This window comes from Sphingosinicella xenopeptidilytica, from assembly GCF_042676985.1.
Lineage (GTDB): Bacteria > Pseudomonadota > Alphaproteobacteria > Sphingomonadales > Sphingomonadaceae > Sphingosinicella > Sphingosinicella xenopeptidilytica.
In genome coordinates, this window is record NZ_JBHTIK010000006.1 from 1 (window position 1) to 20,161 (window position 20,161).

The following is a 20,161-nucleotide window of genomic DNA, read 5'->3' on the forward strand; positions in this document are numbered from 1 at the left end:
ACCCGAACTTCGTTCCCGTCAACCCCGCCAGGTCACGCACATACCATAACAACGGCATCTCAGAAGGACCGGTGTGTTCCCGCGCAATGCCGTTCAACCGAAAACGCATCGTATCCCTCCACCCGCACAAATGCACCAATCTGCGTATCGTTGTAGAGACCTGTGCTAACTGATTGTAGCACAATTTTGCCATATCACTCTTGCCAAGGTCATTTTCTTTGATATGGTCGCACGCAAAGATCGGGTGGCCTTGAGCCATCACGAAATAAACGCGGGGGAGGTCGGGTCCTCCCCTGGATTTTTGGGGAGAGAATCAACATGCGCACCAGAATGCTCGTTTCCCGGCTTGCGATAGCCACTGTGCTCACCGGTATTTCCCACGCTGCGCTGGCGCAGGCGGCAGGCGACAACGTGTCCACGGGCGGCGTCGAGGAAATCGTCGTTACCGCACAGAAGCGCGAACAGCGACTCCAGGATGTGCCGGTCACCGTCTCTGCGCTTTCCGGCGCAGGCGCCGAAGCGCGCGGCGTTCAGAGCACGGAAGAGCTCTCGACCGCGGTTCCCTCGCTGGACTGGCAGTCAGGCAAGGCCGGCAGCCCCTATATTCGCGGTATCGGCTCCATCATCTCGACGGCCGGCAACGAGTCGTCGGTCGGTCTGTTTGTCGACGGCGTGCTGCTGATCAGCCCGCTGCAGGCCAACTTCAACCTCAACAATGTCGAGCGCATCGAGGTGTTGAAAGGCCCACAGGGCACGCTGTTCGGCCGCAACGCGAACGGCGGCGTGATCAACATCATCACGCGCGATCCGTCGCAGGATACCGCAGTCGATGCGAGCGTCGGCTATGGCAACTACAACACGATCGACGCGCAGTTCTACGGGAATACCGCCCTTACGGACACGCTCGCGGCGAATGTCGCGGTCGCCTATCGCAATCAGATGGATGGCTGGGGCAAGAACGTCAACACCGGCTCGGACGCCTATGACGGCGATTCCTTCGACATCCGCGCCAAGCTCGGCTGGACGCCGACGCCGGACACCGACATCATCCTCACCGGCCAGTATTTCACCAACCACAACGAGGCGACGAAAAACAGGCTGCTTCGCGGCACTGTGGGCCTCAACGGCGCATTGCCGCCTGCGGGCTTCTACGATGTCAACGAGAGCTTCGAATCGTTCACGGAAACCGACGTGTGGTCGCTCAATCTGCGTATCTCGCACGATTTCGGCGCGGCGACCTTCCGCTCGCTGACGGCGTATACCGATGTCGACACGCTCTGGGCCTACGACTCCGACGGTGGCGCTCTGGAAACGCTCGAAGGCGATATTTTCGAGAACGCTTCAGGTTTCACGCAGGAGTTCCAGTTGCTTTCGCCTGCGGAACAAAGCGTGCGCTGGATCGTCGGCCTCTATTATCTTGATATGGAAGCCGCTTTCACGCCGATCGAACTCGAAGGTACGGCCGTCGGCGGTGCGTTCATCGAGGTGTTCGGGCATACCCGTGCGCGTTCGCTCGCCGGTTTCGGTGAGGTCACTTTCGAACTGGCCGAGACCACGAACCTCACGCTCGGCGGCCGCTATACGTTCGACAAGCGGACGGTCGATGGCCACACCGATGTCAACGGCACTGCGGGCACGGTCTTCTATCAGCAGAAGAACTTCAGCCAGCCGACGTATCGTGTCACGCTGGACCACAACTTCACCGACGATATCATGGCCTATGCCACGGTCAGCACCGGCTACAACTCGGGTCAGTTCAACACCGGAAACGCGGCTGCGGCGGCGGTGAAGCCGGAAAAGATGCAGGCCTATGAAGTCGGCATCAAATCCGATCTTCTGGATCGGCGGCTTCAGATCAATGCCGCCGCGTTCTGGTACGATTACAAGGATCTGCAGGTAAACGTCGTTCAGAACGCCGTGACCGTGCAGACCAATGCCGCGAAGGCGCGGGTGAAAGGCTTCGAGCTTGAAGTGAACACCGCGCCCGTCGACAATTTGTCGATGCAGTTCGCGTTCTCTTACCTCGACACCGAATATACGAAATATGCCGACGCGCAGTTCTATGTTCCGGAAGTCGGCGGCGGCTACACGACAGTTGTCGGGGATGCCTCCGGCAACCAGATGATCAATGCGCCGAAGTATTCGGCCTTCGCTTACATCCAGTATGAGATGGAAAGCGCGATGGGCACTTTCACACCGGCCCTGTCCTACGCCTACAAGAGCAAGATCTACCGCAACTACCAGAACGACCTCGTGTCGCCCTCCCAGAATCTCGTGAACGCATCGCTGCTGTTCACACCGACGTCGGGCAACTGGGACGTGCGGCTGTGGGGCAAGAACCTGCTGGACGAGAAGAACGAGCAGAAATCGGTCCGCCGCGAGGGCGCGATGGGTCATCCACTCGCGCCGCTCACCTACGGCATCACCTTCGGTGTACACTTCTAGGGGATGGCAGGTTCCATCCGCAGTTGATTTGAAGAGGGAGATTTCATGATGAGACTGGCATTGGCCGTACTTTCCGGGGCTCTGCTTTCCGTTGCCGCCTGCTCGCAGGCGCCCACGGAGACGGCTCCGGCGGAGAAGGCGACAGCGGCATCGACCGCCGAGGACGAGGCTGCGATCCGCAAACTGTTCGCCGATCTGATGGCCGCGGTGAAGGCCGAGGATGCGGCGGCCGTAGCGCAGGCCTACGCCCCCGAAGGCTTCATCTATCTCGATGTCAGCACGCCGCGCGCTTTCCACGGACGCGAAGGTGCGGAGCACACTTGGAAGCTGTGGTTCTCGATGATCGAGCCGGGCTCGGGCACGGGCGACGCGACCGAACTTCAGGTTACGGTCGTTGGTGACTACGCCTTCGCGATGCACTTCGATCATTACACGGCGAAGCCGAAAGATCCCAAGTTGCAGCATCTCGTCGATTTCACGAACCGTGCAACCTCGTGGCTCAAGAAGATCGACGGGCGCTGGTATATTCTCGTCGAGCATAATTCCTTCCCGGTCGACCTCGTGAACGGTCAGGCCGACTTCAAATCGAAGGAATAGTCGCGAGAGGGCATGAAGCAGGCGTCGGCATTCGCAAGGATGGTTGGATGATACAGCACGATGTCGACGACCTGCTTCAGAGAGCAATGGCAACAGGCGGCCGCGAACTCAGCGCCGATGAAAGGCGCAACGTCGCGACCGCCTGTGAGCAGATGGATGCCGCCATGGCAGGTTGGCGCGATGCGGCCGAAGGCCGGCGCCGGCTGGAGGCCATTCAGGACGAAAACCTCGTCTGGTTCACGCCGTCCTCCAATCCTCATACGGAGATGAAGCAGGGGCGCGAGGAATACATCAAGCTCGTCACTGAGTTTCAGTTCGATCACTATATTCCCGGCAGCAAGGTCGAGATTTTCGATGTCACTGCCGAGGGAAATCGCGTTGCGACGGAGATGATCTCCGATATCGTGATGAAAGACGGCACGCCCTACACGAACCGTTATCAGCAGCTGTTCGAGTTCAATTCTCAGGGCAAGGTCGCCGTCTACAAGCTTTACATGGATACCGCGATCTTCATTCGCGATGACAACAAGGCGACGAAGAAAATCGCCGACGATTTCCTTTATGCGCTGTCGACATGCGGTACTCTTGGGTTGCGTCATCTGATGAAGGATGACGCAACCTGGTCTTTTCCCGCCCGCGGCGGCGATATCGTCACGCTGAACAAGGCTGAAGCGCTCGATCGGATCGAACGGCTCCAATCGAATACGACCGGCCTCGGTTTCGAGGAGGTCTATCGGAGCCCGATCATTCGCGGCAACTACGTGACGGTCCGCGCGACGGTTTCGGGAACGGATATCCGCGACGGGAAACCGTTCAGCGCCACGCATCATTTCGTCATCAAGACCGAAAAGCCGCAGGAGGCCAGCCATGCCGGCCGCGTGATCGGCGGCAAGATCACAGAAATCCGCGAGTATGTGCGCGGAGGATTCCTCCCCGAAGTGTGATGGACGGCATCAGAGGACAGACGATGGTCGAGCAGGATATCGATACGTGCCTTACGCCGGAGGAGCGCCGCAACGTCGCGGCCGCCTATGAACAGCTCGACGCGGCGATGGCCGGCTGGCGCGATCGTGCCGAAGGGCGTCAGCGTCTTGATGCCGTGCTTGCCGACGATTTCGTCTGGTTCGTGCCGACATCCGATCCGGCGCGACAGGCGCGGGGGAGCAAGCAGGACTACATCGATTATGTGACCGTGTTCCAACACGAGAATTACCAGCCCGGTAGCCGGGTGGAGATTTTCGCGCATACGGCCCACGGCAACCGCGTTGCCACCGAGATGCTTTCGGACATCGTCCGCAAGGACGGCTCGCCCTATCGCAACCGGTATCACCAGCTCTTCAAGTTCAACGACAAGGGGCAGGTGAAGGAGTACCGCGTTTACATGGACTCCGCCGTCATCGTGACGGACGCATTCGCTGCGTGCGAGCGTGCCGTGCGCGCGTTCATCGCGGCGCTTGGCTCGGGCGACGCGCGGACCCTCAAGGTACATGTGACGGAGAATTTCCGCTGGCTGCCCGCGGACGGTGCCGGCGGCCTCGATGTCGATGCCGTTGCCGCTCTCGTGCAGGCCGCGAAGGCGAAGCGCACTCTGACGCTGGAGATCATACCCGAAGGCCTGATCGCCGAAGAGGGGGTGGCCTCGATCGAGGTGACGTCGGGCGATGGTGTTGTTCACTCGCTGGTCGCTACGCTCCAGGGCGACCGGATTGCGGGCATCGAGGAATTCAGCGGCGGCAGGTCCATCGTGGATCTGGCCGCCTGAGCGGCGAAACGGAAAATAACGCGGAGAAGAGCGATGGATATGGGTACCCCGGTCAGCGAAAACATCTCCCGCCTCACCGCGCATCTGCAGGGCTGGATCGGGCGCACGCGGCCCATGCTCATTGACGGGCAATGGGTGGAAGCGGCGTCCGGCAAGACCTTTCAGGTTCGCGATCCCGCGACCGGCAAGATCATCGCCAATGTCGCGGAAGGCGCGGCGGAGGACATCGATCGTGCCGTGCGCGCGGCGCGAAAGGCATTCGAAAGCGGCCCGTGGTCGCGCATGACGCCCTCGGAGCGCGGCAAGCTGCTGCACCGGGTCGGCGACCTGATCCTCGAGAATCTGCACGAGCTGGCGCAGCTCGAATCCATCGACAACGGTAAGCCGGCAAGCGTGGCGCGCGCGGCGGACGTGCCGCTGGCGGCGGACATGTTCCACTACATGTCGGGCTGGTGCACCAAGATCGAGGGCAAGACGATTCCGATCTCGGCGCTTGCTGCGCCCGGCAACTATTTCTCCTACACGCGGCCGGAACCGATCGGCGTCGTCGGCCAGATCATTCCTTGGAATTTCCCGCTGCTGATGGCGGCATGGAAGCTGGCGCCGGCGCTTGCCACGGGCTGCACGGTCGTCCTCAAGGTTGCCGAGGAAACGCCGCTGTCGGCGCTGCGGCTCGGCGATATCCTGATGGAAGCGGGGATACCCGCCGGCGTCGTGAACATCGTGCCGGGCTTCGGGGAAACCGCCGGCGCCGCACTCGCCGCGCATCCGGACGTGAACAAGGTGGCGTTCACCGGCTCCACCGAAGTCGGCAAGCTCATTGTGCAGGCCGCCGCGCGCGATCTGAAGCGGGTCAGCCTCGAGCTCGGCGGGAAATCCCCCAACATCATCCTCGCGGACGCGGATATCGACGCGGCCATCGCCGGCTCCACCGCGGCGATCTTCTTCAACCACGGGCAATGCTGCAACGCCGGCAGCCGGCTCTACGTGCAGGAGAAGGTTTTCGACCGTGTTGTCGAAGGCATCGCCGCGGCGGCGGGCAAGATCAAGCTGGGCTGCGGTCTCGACGATGACACGGAGATGGGGCCGCTCGTTTCCGACGTGCAGTTCGATCGCGTCTCGGGGTTCCTGCGTTCCGGCAAGGAACAGGGTGCGAGGGCTCTGTGCGGCGGCGAGGCGCTCGAGGGTGCCGGCTATTATGTGAAGCCCACGGTGCTCGTCGACACGCGGCCGGACATGAAGGTGGTGCAGGAGGAAATCTTTGGACCCGTCCTCGTCGCCATGCCCTTCAAGGAGGCCGACGACCGCCTGATCGCCGAAGCCAACAACAGCATCTACGGCCTCGCCGCCGGCGTGTGGACGCGCGACGTCGCGGCGGCGCACGGCATCGCCCACAAGCTTCGCGCGGGCTCCGTGTGGGTCAATTGCTATCACGTGTTCGACGCATCGCTGCCGTTCGGCGGCTACAAACAATCCGGCTGGGGCCGCGAGATGGGGCAGGCGGTGCTGTCCAACTATCTCGAAACCAAGGCCGTCACCACGGCGATCGGATGAGCGCGGGAAGGGGCGGAATGAGGCTGACCATGAAGAGTACGGCGCTCGCCGGATTTCTGGGTGCGGCGATTGCCGCCCTGGGCGCTATGCCAGCGGCCGCCGGAACCTGCGAGGATCCTGGTGCGAGCCTGACGCCGCAGGAAGTCCGCAATGTGAAGGCGGCGTGCGAGCAGATGGCCGCCGCGGTCGCCGGATGGGCGAATGCCGACGAGGGCCGCCGGCGCCTGGAGGCGATTCAGGCGGAAGACTTCAAATGGTTCGTGCCCGTCGCCGACCCCTCCGCCCAGCAGTACGGAACGCGCGAGACCTACGTGCAGCTCGTGGTCGAGCGGCAGTTCGACATGTACAAGCCGGGCAGCAAGGTGGAAATCTTCGCGACCACGGCGCAGGGCAACCGCGTGGCGACCGAAATGATCGCCGACATCTACACCAAGGACGGCGAGCCCTACACCAACCGCTACCAGCAGCTTTTCTTCTTCAACGATGCCGGGAAGATTCAGGAGTATCGCCTGTTCCAGGATAGCGAGATCCATACCTGGGATTACGATCAGGCGATCAAGCGGGAAGTGCTCCGCTTCTTCGAGGCCATGTCGTCGAGCGGCACGGCGCTCGTGCGCGACATGCTTGCCGACAACGCGACGTGGGAAGTCCGTCGCGCCGGCAATGGCGTCGTGTCGATGAACAAGGCCGAAGCCGTTGCTGAACTCGACAAGCTGCAGAACGCGGTCGGCGGTCTTCATTTCACCGTGAAGCCCGAAAATATCGTCATACAGGGCGAACGGGTGGCGGTGGAAGCGACGTCGGGCGGCACGACGAACACGCTCGCCCCCTACAGCAACGTCTACCACTTCATGCTGCTGATCAAGGACATGAAGATCGCGCGGATCAACCAGTACGGCGACACGCAGGCGGCTTTTGCGCAGACAAAAGACGCTGTCTCGAAGCTGTATTGATGGAGAGAGAACGGGAAATGACCAGGGGCTGGATCATCAGGGCCGCGCCACTCGCGTTGGCTGCCGCGCTTCTCTCGGTGCCAGCCCATGCGGCCTTTAAGCCGCAGACGCAGCCCTGCAAGCCATCGACGACGGAACTGACGCGCGCCGAGCAGCGCAACGTGAAGGCCGCGTGCGCTGAAATCGAAGCGCAGGTGCAGTCATGGAGCGACGCGGCAGGCGGAGCCCGAAAACTCGGTGGAATGCTTGCCGACAATTTCACGTGGGTAACGCCGACCACGCAGTGGGACCGCTTCCACCGCGGCGACAAAGCCGATTATATCCGGCGGATCACGGTGGATCAGGCGGATCGGTATGCGACAGGCAGCACCTACCGTATTCTGCATACGACCGTGCAGGACGACCGCGTCGCCATCGAGATGCTGTCGGCCATCAATCTCAAGGACGGCACCAAGACGCAGAACCGCTATCACCTGCTCTACCGCTTCGATGCCGACGGCAAGCTGCTGGAAGCGCGGCACTATCTCGATACCGCCGCCAAGGTGAACGACGACCGTGCCGCGAACACGCGGATCGCGCTCGCCTTCCTCGATGCGGTGGCGAAGGGGGCCGGCGATGCCGCGGGCAAGCTGCTCGCGGAGGATGTGCGTTGGATCGTGCCGACGAGCGACCCCAAGCCGGGCATGGACCGCGCCACTGCGATCCAGGTGATCAACGGCATCCCGGCCGGATTCCAGAATTTCTCGCTCACGGTCTTCGACGATGAACGGCTGAAGGGTGACGCGCTTGGCCCGCGTACGGCCTACAGCAACCATCAGCCGAGCCAGCCGAATGCCGTGCCGGGCGTTGCCGCCGAGCGGGACAAGGTGGCGATCGAGGCGCTCTCGCGCGGCGCGCACAAGGGCAGGGCCTACGAGAACCGCTACCAGTTTCTCTTCACGGTCAGGGATGGCCTTATCCACGAGATCAAGGAATACAATGACACGCGGCATCTCGCCGAAGTGTTGAGCGGAGGCTGAGAACCACCGCCGACATAGTCGAACGAACAGCGCATCCGAGGGAGTGATCATGTCTGAGAGCAAGAGCCAACGTCCGCCATCCCGCGTGGATCGCCGCAGCTTCATCCGCGCCGCGGGCGGAACCACCATCGCCGCCGTCGGCGGCAGTTCGCTTGTCGTCGGCGCCGCGCAGGGCGCCACGCCGCGCAAGTGGGATCATGAAGTCGATGTCGTGGTCGTCGGCTCCGGCGGCGCCGCGCTCGCGGGCGCGGTGACGGCCGTGTCGCGCGGCCTGAAAGTCGCAGTGCTGGAAGCGGCACCCGTGGCCGGCGGCGCCACCGCGCGCTCGGGCGGCGGCTACTGGATTCCCAACAACCGCTTTATGCGCGCGAAGGGCATTCAGGACCCGCGCGAGGACTGCATCCGTTACATGGCGCGCTATTCGTTCACGCAGCTCTACGACGTGAACGCCGAGAACTACGGCATTCCGGTGCTGTCGGTGAAGCAGATGGCGGCAATGTACGATAATGCCGCGCCCGCCGTCGAACTTTTCGAAAAGCTCGGCGCGCTCCAGACCCGCGAAGACGATTCCTACGATTATTGGGAAGCCGCGCCCGAGAACAAGGCACCGCAGGGCCGCCTGATCTGGACCAAGGTGGATGTCGCGCCCGGCACCATCACGGGCGGCGGCGCTGACACGATCCGTCAGATGGGTGACTGGCTGGCGAAGAAGGGCTCGCCGATCCAGCTCGAGCACCGCGTCACCAAGCTCGTCACCAACAGCAAGGGCGCAGTCGTTGGCGTGATCGCCACGGATTCGGACGACAAGCAGATTTCGTTCCGCGCGCGCCGGGGCGTCCACTTCGGATCGGGCGGCTTCACGCTCAATGAGGAACTTCGCCTCAACTTCCAGCGCGGCCCCGTGTTCGGCAGCTGTGGCCCGATGACCAATCAGGGCGATCTCGTCTACATGGCTTCTGCCATCGGCGCGAAGCTCGGCAACATGCAGAACGGCTGGCGTTTCCAGCTCGTGCTCGATCAGGTGCTGCAGACTCCCGGCCTTGCAACCGACGTGTGGGGTGTCATCGGCGACAGCATGGTGATGGTCAACAAATACGGCCAGCGCGTTGTCAACGAGAAGCGGCCCTACAGCGACCGTGGCGAGGTGCATTTCAACTACGATCCGAACAAGAACGAGTGGACCAACCTCGTTTTGATGCAGATCCTCGACCAGCGGGCCTATGATCACGCGCAGGGCCATTATCCGCTGCCGCCGAAGGGTGCGACCGCGCCGTATATCATCACGGCGCCGACGCTCGATGCGCTTGCCGACGCGATCCGCAAGCGCCTGACCGAGCATGGTCCGCGCATCGGCGGTTTCCAGCTCGACGAGAGCTTCCTGCCCAACCTGAAGGCCACGATCAAGCGCTTCAACGGCTTCGCCGAAACCGGCAATGACGAAGATTTCGCGCGAGGCTCGTTCGGTTACGATCGTCAATGGCATGAACGCTTCGGCGGGCCGGAATCGATCGCGGCGAACGACAAGCCGAACAAGACGATGTATCCGATCGCGGACAAGGGTCCCTATCACGCGATCCTTCTCGTCTCGGGCAGCGCCGATACGAACGGCGGCCCGATGATCAACGAGAACGCGCAGGTGCTGTCGATCGCCAACGAGCCCATTCCGGGTCTCTACGGCGCTGGCAATTGCATCGCCTCGCCTTCGGGACGTGCTTATTGGGGCGGCGGCGCCACCATCGGGCTCTCGCTGACCTTTGGTTACATCGCGGGCAATCACCTTGCGACCGCGCCGATCAACGACGACGCGTAAATTCCGGGTTCAGCCGGAATCCTGTCTAAGGATGATGTGGAAGGTACGGGTGTGACGGCAGCGGCGTTGGTTTATCGGGAGAGCAAACCGGAACGGGATGCACCGGAGGCCATCGTCATTGCATTCCATCCGGAAGGAGAGGACGGCCGCGATACGGATGCGTGGCTTTCAGGTTTGAAGGCGCATTGTCAGGTCGTCGTTCCCAAGGCCTGGCGCGCGCTCAATCCCCGAATGTACGGGCCGGACGAGAACCAGCATTTCGCATGGTTCTTCGTTTATGGGCCGGCGCAGCCCGAGCCCGCGACATTCGGGGATTCCCTCTTCCAGGTGGAGCAGTTCGTCCACGATGTTCGGGAACGTGTGCCGGCGGGTGTGCCGATCCTGCTGATCGGCTGGGATCAGGGCGCGGCGCTGGCGGTGACGCTCGCGGGTGTGATCCCGGAGTTCATCGACGGCGTGCTCGCCTTCGATGGCTATCTGCCGGAGATTTCGGGCTGGGCACTGCCCAGCGACGATCTCGGCGGCCTGCCGGTCACGCTCGTGCACCGCAAGGGCAGCATGGTGCCGCCGGCGTTGCGCGCGGCGACAGCCGAAGCGCTGCAAGCCCGCGGCGCATCAGTGACCGGGGATACGGGCGACGGGATTGTGATCGAGGATTGGGTTCGCGGTTGCGCCCGGCTCGGGAAAAGAACGTTTGCGGAGGTTTCATAGTATGAATGGTCTGCGTTCCTGTATTTTCGCCGCGACGATGACGGTCACGATGGCCGGCGCCGCGCTCGCCAATTCGGAAGGACCGATTCCCGGCTTCACGGGGGCGCCGGGCATGAAAGGTGCCGAGCCGGAAATGACCTGCCAGTCCTGTCACATCGACTATGCCTTGAATCCCGACAGGCTCGGCCGCGTCGAATTGCAGGGTGTGCCGCCGGTGTATCAGCCGGGGAAGAGCTATACGATCACGCTCCAGCTCAAGCATCCCACGGCGAAGCGCTGGGGCTTCCAGCTCACGGCGCTTTCGACGCCCAATTATACGGCGGCGGGCGATTTCGCGGCGCTCGACAAGACCACGCAGAAGAAGACCGCGGCCGGGCGGCAGTATATCGAGCACGGCAGCATCGGCGGCAAGGCCACCGGCATGGGCAAGACCGGTGGCTATGCGTGGACCTTCACGTGGACGGCGCCGAAAACCAATGTCGGCAATGTCGCCTTCTTCGCGGCGGCGAACATGGCCAACGGCAACGGCGATCTGACCGGCGACCGCGTCTACGCTTCGGCAAAGCCGCTGTTCACCAGCCGGGCCGGCGCGAAATAGGCGCTTTACGCATATAAATTCTTGGGAGGTGAGAAATGCTGAAAAGGATGACGCAGGTCGCGCTGATCGGCTTTGCGCTATGGGGAGACGCCGCGATGGCGCAGACACCGCCTGATGCCGCCGCGTGGCGGCAGAAAACGATCGAGATGTTCCGAGATGCCAAGCCGACGCCGGATCTCGCGCAGATGTCGCCCGTGGACAAGCTGCTTGCGCTTGAAGAAATTCGACAGATACCTCTGCGCTACACGCGCTGCATCAACCAGCGCGACTGGAAATGCTGGACATCGCTGTTCACCGAAGAGTCGGATTACTGGAACGGCACGCTGGGCAAGGTCGTGGCCGGTACCGAAGGATGGTACGACCATCTGAACGCGACAGGCATGACGTCGAGCCGCGTGCACAGCCTCTTTCACAGTTTCGGCGCGGAGATCGAAATCCTGTCGCCGACGACCGCACGCGGAATCTGGCAGGCGTCGTACGTCTTCTATTCCGGAAAGGATGAGCCGGGCGACCCCAAGGGAACCGTCATCCAGCCCGGCCTGCAGCACAGGCAATGGGCCGTGTATTATCAGACGTACAAGAAGGTGGATGGTCTCTGGAAGATCAATTCCACCATACATCTCGACCTCAGGAGCGAAGACGGGCCTCTGCCCGAGGGCGTCAAGGCGCTCCCGATAGGTGATGTTCCCAATCCCGAGGGACGTCTTTTCTCCGGGAACTAACGCGTGCTCATCAGCGATTGTGTTCGCCGACCCATCGGCGAACACAATCAAGGGAACGGCCCACGAAATCGGGGGTGATGCCCAGCCGCTCGGTCGCCGCGCCGGCGCGGTTGATCCAGAACGTCGTGTAGCCGAACCAGCCCGCGCCGCCGATGTCCCAGCCGTTCGACGAAACGAACAGGATGGCGCTCGCCGGGAGGCCGAAGTGGTCGGTTCCCAGCCGATAGACATCCGGCGCGATCTTGTAGCGGCGCAGGGGATCGACGCTGAGGACCGCATCGAGGAGATCGCGCACGCCGGCGTTGCCGAGCGCGTCCTCCAACATGTCAGGGGTTCCGTTCGACAGGACCGCCATGGCGAGTCCCGCCTCGCGAAGTGCCGTGAGCGCGGCCAGTGTTTCGGGATGCGGACGCAGATGCCGATAATCGGCAAGCAGCGCGGCCATCGTTCCTGAATCCTGTGGAAGGCTCAGCTGCTCGAGCGTGAAGCCGAGCGCGTCGTGCGTCACCTGCAGGAAATCGGCGTAGCGATCGCCGAGCGTGCGCAGCATCGTGTATTCGATCTGCTTCTGCCGCCACAACGCCGCGATGGCTGCGCCGTGACCGGGGAAGACGGCATCCGCGTTCACCCCTATGGCGGAAACATCGAGCAGCGTGCCGTAGACATCGAAAACGATCGCCTCGATGCGGCGGGCGCTCATGCCGCCGCTGCCGTCTTCTCCGTCGGCGCCTTCTCTGTCACTGGGGACTTGATCCCCAGCTTGGCGAACAGCGCGGCGTCGCGGTCGGTGCCGGCATTCCCGGTCGTCAGCAGCCGGTCGCCGGTGAAGATGGAGTTGGCACCGGCGAGGAAGCACAGCGCCTGCGCTGCGTCTGTCATGCTTTCGCGGCCCGCGGAAAGCCGGATCACCGCAGCGGGCATGGCGATGCGCGCGGCCGCCACGGTGCGCACGAATTCAATCTCGTCGATCTGTGCGAGCGGCGTATCCTTCAGCATGTCGCCGAGCGGCGTTCCCGCAATGGGCACGAGCTGGTTGATCGGCACGCTCGCGGGGTGTTCCGGCAATGTCGCCAGCGCATGGATGAAGCCCACGCGATCCGCGCGGCTTTCGCCCATGCCCATGATGCCGCCGCAACACACGGCGATACCGTTCTCGCGCACACGTTCCAGCGTCTCCAGCCGGTCGTCATACGTGCGTGTCGTTACCACGTTTGCGTAATACTCGGGCGCGCTGTCGATGTTGTGATTGTAATAATCGAGACCTGCCTCGGCGAGCCGGCGCGTCTGGTCGTCGCTCAGCATCCCGAGCGTCATGCAGGTTTCAAGGCCGAGCGCCTTCACGCGCCGCACCATGGCGACGACCGCGTCCATGTCGCGGTCCTTCGGGCTCCGCCATGCCGCGCCCATGCAGAAACGCTCGGACCCCGCCGCCTTCGCCTCGGCAGCCGCCGCGACCACCGCGTCGACATCCATCAGCTTCGAGGCCTTGAGCCCCGTGTCGTGGCTCGCCGACTGGCTGCAATAGCCGCAATTCTCCGCGCAGCCGCCCGTCTTGATGGACAGCAGCGTGGAGCGCTGCACGGCGTTGCTGTCGTGATGGCGGCGATGGATCGTCTGCGCTTCCCACAGGAGATCGCTGAACGGCATGTCGAACAGCGCAGCGATTTCCCGCCGGGTCCAGTCGTTGCGTGTGGTCATCTGTCCTGTCTCATTGCAGCCGTTCGATCAGCGTCGCGTTCGCCATGCCGCCGGACTCGCACATGGTCTGCAGGCCGTAGCGCCCGCCTGTTTCTTCGAGCGCGGTCAGCAGGTTGGCGAGAAGCCGCCCGCCCGAGGCGCCGACGGGATGGCCGAGCGCGATGGCACCGCCATAAGGGTTCACCCGTTCCGGATCGACGCCGAGATCCTTCTGCCAGGCGAGTGGAACCGAGGCGAACGCCTCGTTCACCTCGAAGGTCGAGATATCGTCCACGCCGAGGCCCGCGCGCGCCAGCAACTTGCGGGTCGCGGGAATGATCGCGGTCAGCATCAGGATCGGGTCGTCACCCGCAACCGAAAAATGCGTGATCGCCGCGCGGGGTTTGAGGCCCAGCCGCCGGGCGAGCGCTTCCTCCATGATCAGCGTCGCGCTGGCGCCATCCGTCACCTGGCTGGAATTGCCGGCCGTGACGCTCCAGCGGATCTGCGGATAGCGCCGCAGCATGGCGTCGTCCTCGAACGCGGGCTTCAGATTGGCGAGGCGTTCAAGCGATGTATCCCGGCGCAGGCCCTCGTCGTGTGTCACACGCCGCACGCCGTCCGCCGTGGGAACGTCGATCGGCACGACCGCGCGCGCCGTCAGCCCGGCATCTTCCGCCGCGGCGGCGCGGCTATGCGAACGCAGCGAGAAGGCGTCCATCTCGGCGCGCGAGATTCCCCAGCGCGCGGCGATCAGCTCGGCGGAGATACCCTGCCGGACCAATCCTTCGGGATAGCGCTGCTTCAACTGCACGCCGTCCGTATCCTTGCCAAGCCGGTTGGCGCGCATCGGCACGAGACTCATCATCTCGACACCACCCGCGATGACCGCATCATAGGCGCCCGCGATCACGCCCTGCGCGGCGAAATCGAACGCCTGCTGCGCGGAGCCGCACTTGCGATCGAGTGTCACCGCCGGCACGCTTTCCGGAAGGCCCGCCGCAAGCACGGCGTGGCGGCCGATGTTGCCCGATTGCTCGCCGACCTGGATCACACAGCCGGTGATCACGTCCTCCACCAGCGCCGGATCGATGCCGGTGCGCTCAACAAGGCCGCGCAGCACATTGGCATAGAGGTCGACGGGATGGATTCCGTCGAGCACGCCGCCGGCGCGCCCGCGCCCGAACGGCGAGCGCACGGTGTCGACGATGACGGCGCGGCGCATCCGTCAGCGCCTCAGTGTCAGGGCCATCTCGGCGTTCTTGAATTGCACCACGGGCAGGCTCGCGAGTTTCATCAGCCGCCCCACTTCCTCCAGCTCGGGCGAAGAGAGCAGCGGATAGGTCCGCTTCAGCGGCCCCGCCTCGCGCATCTTCTGGAGATCGGATTCGGGCATCAGCGCGCGCAGGATCAGCTCATCGTCATTGTCGGTGCCGTAACGCTTGCGCAGCTCTTCGATCGTCGGCTGCTCGGGCGGATTGTCGAGCACTTCCTTGGCGCGCGGGCTTTCCATGATGCGGTCGAGCACGTTCGGATCGATCGGCGCCACGGTCTCACCGTAGTAGCCAGCGGCATACTCGACGATCTCGTCGGGGATGATGGCGTAGCGTTCGCCCTTCACGACGTTCAGCACGGCCTGGATGCCGACGAGCTGGCTGAACGGCGTCGCCATGCCCGGATAGCCGAGTTCACGGCGCACGACGGCGACCTCCTTCAGCACATCCTCGAAACGGTCGGACATGTTGTGCTGCGCGAGCTGCGCCTTCAGCGTGCCGACCATGCCGCCCGGAATCTGGTGCAGCGTCGAAAGCACGTTGTATTCGTTGTGCTGGTTCACGAGAAAACCCGCCGCCTTGCCGACACGCTCGAAATGATCGGCGACCGGCGCGAACAGGCTCTTGTCGAGGCTGTGCGTGTGTCCCAGCAGCTCGATGTTCGCGACGACGCTTTCGGTGGAGGGCACCGACGGGCCGTTCGCCATCGGACGGCTGGCGGTGTGCAGGATGGTGGCGCCGAGCGGGATCGAGTCGAGATACGCCTTGCCAGATTGGCCGAGGATATTGTTGGCGTGGAATTCGATCGGCTTGCCGCGTGCCTTCGAGACAATGGCTGGCAGCAATGTCGAAAGCCGTTCCTTCTCCAGCACGCCCGCCGTGTCGTAGAGCAGGATCGTGTCGATATCGTCGGACGCCGAAAGCTTGTCGACCTTGTCCGCATAATAGGCGTCGCTGTGCACGGGCGAGAGCGTGAACATGATCGCGCCCGCGACCTCCGAGCCGAACTCCTTCGCCACCTTCGCCAGCCGTAGCATCTTGTCGATGTTGAACAGCACGTCGTAGATCCAGAAGCTCCGCGCGCCGTGGACGTTGAGCTGGCGCATCCACGCATCCATCAGCGCGTCGGGCGTCGTGCGGAACGTCACCGAGGCGTTGGAGCGCATACCCGAGCGCAGCACCGTGCGCGGCATCGCCTCCACCAGCGCGTCCATCATATCCCACGGGTTCTCCCGGCAATGCCGGATCAGCACCTCGAAATGATTGGAGCCGGTGAGATCGATGACGCGAAAGCCGGTCTTGTCGAGCCACGAGGCGGCGGGCAGCGCCATGCCGGCCTGAAGCCTCATGCCCCACAGGCTCTGCTGCCCGTCCCGGATGGTCTGATCGAGAAACTCAACATGCGCCATTTTCAGCGTCCTTGTTCAGCGCGGAAGGCGGGAAGCAGAACGGTTTCCAGCCAGCGCGTATTGATGGTGTTCGAGCGGAAGTCCTCGTGCGCCACGATGACCTTCAGCAGCGGGATGTTGGTGGCGATGCCCTCGACCGTGAAATCGTCGAGCGCGGCGGCGAGTCGGTCGATTGCCTCCGCGCGCGTATTCCCGTGCACGATCAGCTTGGCGATCATGCTGTCGTAATAGGGCGGGATCATCGTGCCGCTTTCGACCGCCGTATCGACGCGGATGCCTTCGCCCGAGGGCGGGTCCCAGCGCGTGATGCGGCCGGGGCAGGGGATGAAGTCGCGGTCGGGGTCCTCCGCGATGATCCGCGCCTCGATGGCGTGCCCCGCGGTGTGCACATCCTTCTGGGAAAAGCCTTTCACGGCGCCCGTCGCGAGCCTCAGCTGCGCCTGCACGAGATCGGCGCCGGTGATCGCCTCGGAAACGGGATGCTCCACCTGGATGCGGGCGTTCACCTCCATGAAGAAGAACTCTTCGGTGGTCGTGTCGTAGAGGAATTCGACGGTGCCGGCGTTCCGGTAGTTGATCGAGGCGAGCAGGCGCACGGCGGCTTCGTGAAGGCGCTTCCGCACCGCCGGAGACAGGATCGCCGCCGGGGCTTCCTCGATCATCTTCTGGTAGCGCCGCTGGATCGAGCAGTCGCGCTCGCCGAAATGCACGACGCCGCCTTTGCCGTCGCCGATGACCTGCACCTCGATGTGCCGGGCGACCTCGACATAGCGTTCGATGAACAGCGTTCCGTCGCCGAAGGCCTCGCGCGCCGTCGTCACGGCCTGATCGAAGGCGCCCGCCAGCTCCTCGGCGTTCCGCGCCACCACCATGCCGCGCCCGCCGCCGCCTGCCGAGGCCTTGGTGATCACGGGATAGCCGATTTCCTCGGCAAGCTTCAGGGCGTGTGCCACGTCTTCCACGGCATCGGTGCCGCTCGTCATCGGTACGTTCGCGGCACGCGCCATCGCACGTGCGGAAATCTTGTCGCCCACCTGCCGGATCGATTCCGGTGTCGGTCCTACGAACGTAATGCCTTCCTGTGCGCACAGTTCGGCGAGTTCGGCGCGTTCGGAGAGGAAACCGTAACCGGGATGAAGCGCGGTGCACCCCGTGCTGACGGCGGCGTGCACGATCAATCCGGCATTCAGATAGGAATCGCGCGCCTGCGCGGGGCCGAGCACGACGCAGCGGTTCGCGGTGCGCGCACCGAGCCCGTCGCGGTCCGCCGCCGAAACCCCGAGCACGGCTTCCATGCCGAGCGCCTGCGCGGCGCGAATGGCCCGGAGCGCGATCTCGCCCCGGTTCGCGACGAACAGCCGTCCGTTTGATGGTGCGGTATCAGGCATCGGGCTCGATCAGGAACAGCGGCTGATCGAATTCCACGAGTTCGCCGTCCTTCGCGTAAATCTCGCGGATGGTGCCGTGCGTTCCCGCCCGTAATGTCGTGAACAGCTTCATCACCTCGATGAGGCAAAGCTCCGAATCCGCGGCGACCTGCGCGCCGATTTCGGTGAACATCGGCGCACCTGGTTTCGGCGCACGATAAAACGTGCCTAGGCTCGGCGCCTTCACCAATGTCCAACCGGCCGGAATCTTGCTACCGTGCGGCTTTGGATCGGGCGTCTCCACGGGCGTCGCCGGAACCGATGCGCGGTGGGAGGGCGCGGGCACGGATGGGGCCGCCGTTGTCAGCGAGATCTGCGTCTGGGCGTTCCGGTCCTTGCTGAGGAACAGGTCGGTCTCGCCGAGGATCAGATGCATCTCGCGCCAGTCGCTCTTCTCGAACAGCTGGATCAGCGACTGGATATCGTTCGTGGAAATGTTTCCCACCCGTTGTTGTCCTTTCATTCGCGGCCAGCGGCCTGCGCCGCCGCCAGAAGGGCCGGAAGCGCGGGAGAGGTCACGATCGTCGCCGCGCCTGCCGCGATCACCGCCCGCACGGCCTTGTCGTCATTCGCGAACAGCGCGCCTTCCACGGTCGCGCCGGGTTCCAGCGCCGCGATCAGCGCTTCGGTCTGCTCGATGTTCTCGTCGAAACGGACGCTCGCGCCGTTGCTGTGCTCGCTCGTCACCAGCACCGTCGATTGATGCGCGGCCCAGGCCGCGATCTGCCGCAGCGCCGCGTCGTCGTTTTCGTGCGGCGTCACCACGTCCAGCGCGCCGCGATAGACGATGCCGTTCTGGCCATCGACGGTGACGGTTTCACCGGCAAGCGCGCTGAGGCTGCCCGCGCCGCAGCCGACGACGCACGGCCGGCCGAGCGCGCGGCCGACGACGGCGGCGTGGCTCGTCGATCCGCCCTGTTCGGTCAGGATGGCGCGCGCGGCGATCATGCCGTGCAGATCGTTGGGGCTGGTCGTCGCGCGTGCCAGAACGACCGCCTCGCCGTTCGCGGCGCGCCGTTCGGCCTCGTCGGAATCGAGCACGACCACGCCGGTGCCGACGCCGGGCGAAGCGGCCTCTCCGCGCGCGACGATCTCGGCGCCCTGCGCCGCGCCGCTGGCGAGCTGCGGGCTCAGCAGTGTGCGAATCTGTTCGCTGGAGACGCGCGCGAGCGCTTCGGAAGGGTCGATCTTGCCTTCGGCCACCATGTCCACGGCGATCTTCACGGCGGCGCGCGGTGCGCGTTTCGCAGCGCGAGTCTGGAGCAGGTACAGGATGCCCTTTTCCAGCGTGAATTCGATATCCTGAACGTCGCCCCCTGCGTCCTCCAGCAGGCTTGCGGCGGTGAGCAGTTCCTGGTGGACGTCGGGCAGGTGCGTGCGCAGCGCTTCGAGCGGTTGCGGCGTGTGCTTGCCGGAAACGATATCCTCGCCCTGCGCGCGGGCAAGATACTCGCCGTAGGGCAGGGGTTCGCCCGACAGGGGATTGCGGCTGAACAGAACGCCGGTGCCGGAATTCTCGTCCATGTTGCCGAACACCATCGCCTGCACGGCAACGGCGGTGCCGAGATCGTGGGGAATATCGTGATGCTCGCGGTAGCGCCGCGCGCGCCGCGAATTCCAGGATTCGAACACCGCGTGCACCGCGCGCGCAAGCTGCTCCTCGACCGCGTCCGGTACGGATTCCCCGGCACCGGCGGCGATGGCATTCCGCCAGTCCGCAGGATGGCCGTTCGCGGCGAGCGCGGTCTCCGATTTCAGTACGATATGCGCATAGAGATCGAGGAACCGGCGGTGCGTATCGCGGGCGAAGCCGGCGTCGCCGCATTCCGCCGCGAGCTGCGCTTCAGTTTCATCGGTGATGCCGAGGTTGAGCACCGTATCCATCATGCCCGGCATCGAAATCGGCGCGCCCGAACGTACGGAGACGAGCAGCGGATTGGGACCAGCACCGAAGCGGCGGCCCGTCTGCTGTTCGAGCCACGCGATCCCCGCCGCGATCTCGCGCGCCAGCGATGCGGGTTCCGATCCTTCGTGAAGATAGTGCGCGCACGCCCGCGTCGTGATCACGAACGCCGGCGGCACGCGGAGGCCGAGTGCACCCATGCGCGCGATCGACCACGCCTTGCCGCCGATCAGCGCCTTGTCCGGCAGCGCGCTGCCGTCGAGCGCGAGAACCCAGTCTCCAAGCGGGATCGCCATCGGC

General features: G+C 64.0%; 18 protein-coding genes. 11 read left to right on the plus strand and 7 right to left on the minus strand.

Annotation, left to right across the window (positions count from 1 at the left end):
• The first annotated feature begins 318 nt into the window (after positions 1 to 318).
• From ACFQ00_RS11905 to ACFQ00_RS11955, 11 genes are read left to right on the plus strand one after another with little or no spacing between them, the layout of a single operon-like run.
• Positions 319 to 2,445, plus strand: coding sequence for a TonB-dependent receptor (locus ACFQ00_RS11905; protein WP_381490933.1), 2,127 nt, complete (start codon positions 319 to 321; stop codon positions 2,443 to 2,445).
• 45 nt (positions 2,446 to 2,490) lie between these two features.
• On the plus strand, positions 2,491 to 3,042 hold the full coding sequence (locus ACFQ00_RS11910) for an SgcJ/EcaC family oxidoreductase (RefSeq protein WP_381490936.1): 552 nt from the start codon (positions 2,491 to 2,493) through the stop codon (positions 3,040 to 3,042).
• A 47-nt stretch (positions 3,043 to 3,089) separates the two neighbouring features.
• On the plus strand, positions 3,090 to 3,986 hold the full coding sequence (locus ACFQ00_RS11915) for a nuclear transport factor 2 family protein (RefSeq protein WP_381490939.1): 897 nt from the start codon (positions 3,090 to 3,092) through the stop codon (positions 3,984 to 3,986).
• The gene (locus tag ACFQ00_RS11920) at positions 3,986 to 4,804 is read left to right on the plus strand and encodes a nuclear transport factor 2 family protein (protein ID WP_381490942.1); all 819 of its coding nucleotides are present in this window, start codon (positions 3,986 to 3,988) and stop codon (positions 4,802 to 4,804) included. The genes ACFQ00_RS11915 and ACFQ00_RS11920 overlap by 1 nt, the downstream gene beginning before the upstream one ends.
• A gap of 33 nt (positions 4,805 to 4,837) precedes the next feature.
• Complete coding sequence (locus ACFQ00_RS11925) at positions 4,838 to 6,358, plus strand: aldehyde dehydrogenase family protein (protein ID WP_381490945.1); 1,521 nt, start codon at positions 4,838 to 4,840, stop codon at positions 6,356 to 6,358.
• Between the two features lie 29 nt (positions 6,359 to 6,387).
• Complete coding sequence (locus tag ACFQ00_RS11930; RefSeq protein WP_381490948.1) at positions 6,388 to 7,311, plus strand: nuclear transport factor 2 family protein; 924 nt, start codon at positions 6,388 to 6,390, stop codon at positions 7,309 to 7,311.
• A gap of 17 nt (positions 7,312 to 7,328) precedes the next feature.
• The gene (locus ACFQ00_RS11935; RefSeq protein WP_381490951.1) at positions 7,329 to 8,330 is read left to right on the plus strand and encodes a nuclear transport factor 2 family protein; all 1,002 of its coding nucleotides are present in this window, start codon (positions 7,329 to 7,331) and stop codon (positions 8,328 to 8,330) included.
• A 49-nt stretch (positions 8,331 to 8,379) separates the two neighbouring features.
• Positions 8,380 to 10,140 (plus strand): FAD-dependent oxidoreductase, encoded by a 1,761-nt coding sequence (locus tag ACFQ00_RS11940; protein ID WP_381490954.1) that lies wholly within the window; start codon positions 8,380 to 8,382, stop codon positions 10,138 to 10,140.
• A 36-nt stretch (positions 10,141 to 10,176) separates the two neighbouring features.
• Positions 10,177 to 10,851: an alpha/beta hydrolase gene (locus ACFQ00_RS11945; protein ID WP_381490957.1), complete on the plus strand. Its 675-nt coding sequence runs from the start codon at positions 10,177 to 10,179 to the stop codon at positions 10,849 to 10,851.
• Position 10,852: 1 nt separating this feature from the next.
• Positions 10,853 to 11,449 (plus strand): choice-of-anchor V domain-containing protein, encoded by a 597-nt coding sequence (locus tag ACFQ00_RS11950; protein ID WP_381490960.1) that lies wholly within the window; start codon positions 10,853 to 10,855, stop codon positions 11,447 to 11,449.
• Positions 11,450 to 11,484: 35 nt separating this feature from the next.
• Positions 11,485 to 12,171 carry a nuclear transport factor 2 family protein gene (locus ACFQ00_RS11955; protein ID WP_381490963.1) on the plus strand — a complete coding sequence of 229 codons (687 nt, stop codon included), beginning with the start codon at positions 11,485 to 11,487 and terminating at the stop codon, positions 12,169 to 12,171.
• A gap of 10 nt (positions 12,172 to 12,181) precedes the next feature.
• On the opposite strand, the gene ACFQ00_RS11960 is transcribed toward ACFQ00_RS11955, so the two are convergent.
• The 7 genes from ACFQ00_RS11960 to ACFQ00_RS11990 are packed head-to-tail and all read right to left on the minus strand — an operon-like array spanning position 12,182 to position 20,157.
• Positions 12,182 to 12,871, minus strand: coding sequence for a haloacid dehalogenase type II (locus ACFQ00_RS11960; protein WP_381490966.1), 690 nt, complete (start codon positions 12,869 to 12,871; stop codon positions 12,182 to 12,184).
• Positions 12,868 to 13,869 (minus strand): biotin synthase BioB, encoded by a 1,002-nt coding sequence (bioB, locus tag ACFQ00_RS11965; RefSeq protein WP_381490969.1) that lies wholly within the window; start codon positions 13,867 to 13,869, stop codon positions 12,868 to 12,870. The genes ACFQ00_RS11960 and bioB overlap by 4 nt, the downstream gene beginning before the upstream one ends.
• A gap of 10 nt (positions 13,870 to 13,879) precedes the next feature.
• Complete coding sequence (locus ACFQ00_RS11970) at positions 13,880 to 15,073, minus strand: thiolase family protein (protein WP_381490972.1); 1,194 nt, start codon at positions 15,071 to 15,073, stop codon at positions 13,880 to 13,882.
• A 3-nt stretch (positions 15,074 to 15,076) separates the two neighbouring features.
• Positions 15,077 to 16,531, minus strand: a complete 1,455-nt coding sequence (locus ACFQ00_RS11975; protein WP_381490974.1) for a pyruvate carboxylase — start codon at positions 16,529 to 16,531, stop codon at positions 15,077 to 15,079.
• 2 nt (positions 16,532 to 16,533) lie between these two features.
• Positions 16,534 to 17,919, minus strand: coding sequence for an acetyl-CoA carboxylase biotin carboxylase subunit (locus ACFQ00_RS11980; RefSeq protein ID WP_381490977.1), 1,386 nt, complete (start codon positions 17,917 to 17,919; stop codon positions 16,534 to 16,536).
• The gene (locus ACFQ00_RS11985; RefSeq protein WP_381490980.1) at positions 17,912 to 18,403 is read right to left on the minus strand and encodes an acetyl-CoA carboxylase biotin carboxyl carrier protein; all 492 of its coding nucleotides are present in this window, start codon (positions 18,401 to 18,403) and stop codon (positions 17,912 to 17,914) included. Before ACFQ00_RS11985 ends, ACFQ00_RS11980 begins: the two co-directional genes overlap by 8 nt.
• A gap of 14 nt (positions 18,404 to 18,417) precedes the next feature.
• Positions 18,418 to 20,157, minus strand: coding sequence for a pyruvate, phosphate dikinase (locus ACFQ00_RS11990; protein ID WP_381490983.1), 1,740 nt, complete (start codon positions 20,155 to 20,157; stop codon positions 18,418 to 18,420).
• Between the last annotated feature and the right edge of the window lie 4 nt (positions 20,158 to 20,161).

Bases quoted from the DNA above. Each gene is read 5' to 3' on its own strand.
- ACFQ00_RS11905 (WP_381490933.1), top strand. From the start codon at position 319: ATGCGCACCAGAATGCTCGTTTCCCGGCTTGCGATAGCCACTGTGCTC.
- ACFQ00_RS11910 (WP_381490936.1), top strand. From the start codon at position 2,491: ATGATGAGACTGGCATTGGCCGTACTTTCCGGGGCTCTGCTTTCCGTT.
- ACFQ00_RS11915 (WP_381490939.1), top strand. From the start codon at position 3,090: ATGATACAGCACGATGTCGACGACCTGCTTCAGAGAGCAATGGCAACA.
- ACFQ00_RS11920 (WP_381490942.1), top strand. From the start codon at position 3,986: ATGGACGGCATCAGAGGACAGACGATGGTCGAGCAGGATATCGATACG.
- ACFQ00_RS11925 (WP_381490945.1), top strand. From the start codon at position 4,838: ATGGATATGGGTACCCCGGTCAGCGAAAACATCTCCCGCCTCACCGCG.
- ACFQ00_RS11930 (WP_381490948.1), top strand. From the start codon at position 6,388: ATGAAGAGTACGGCGCTCGCCGGATTTCTGGGTGCGGCGATTGCCGCC.
- ACFQ00_RS11935 (WP_381490951.1), top strand. From the start codon at position 7,329: ATGACCAGGGGCTGGATCATCAGGGCCGCGCCACTCGCGTTGGCTGCC.
- ACFQ00_RS11940 (WP_381490954.1), top strand. From the start codon at position 8,380: ATGTCTGAGAGCAAGAGCCAACGTCCGCCATCCCGCGTGGATCGCCGC.
- ACFQ00_RS11950 (WP_381490960.1), top strand. From the start codon at position 10,853: ATGAATGGTCTGCGTTCCTGTATTTTCGCCGCGACGATGACGGTCACG.
- ACFQ00_RS11955 (WP_381490963.1), top strand. From the start codon at position 11,485: ATGCTGAAAAGGATGACGCAGGTCGCGCTGATCGGCTTTGCGCTATGG.
- ACFQ00_RS11960 (WP_381490966.1), bottom strand. From the start codon at position 12,871: ATGAGCGCCCGCCGCATCGAGGCGATCGTTTTCGATGTCTACGGCACG.
- bioB (WP_381490969.1), bottom strand. From the start codon at position 13,869: ATGACCACACGCAACGACTGGACCCGGCGGGAAATCGCTGCGCTGTTC.
- ACFQ00_RS11970 (WP_381490972.1), bottom strand. From the start codon at position 15,073: ATGCGCCGCGCCGTCATCGTCGACACCGTGCGCTCGCCGTTCGGGCGC.
- ACFQ00_RS11975 (WP_381490974.1), bottom strand. From the start codon at position 16,531: ATGGCGCATGTTGAGTTTCTCGATCAGACCATCCGGGACGGGCAGCAG.
- ACFQ00_RS11980 (WP_381490977.1), bottom strand. From the start codon at position 17,919: ATGCCTGATACCGCACCATCAAACGGACGGCTGTTCGTCGCGAACCGG.
- ACFQ00_RS11990 (WP_381490983.1), bottom strand. From the start codon at position 20,157: ATGGCGATCCCGCTTGGAGACTGGGTTCTCGCGCTCGACGGCAGCGCG.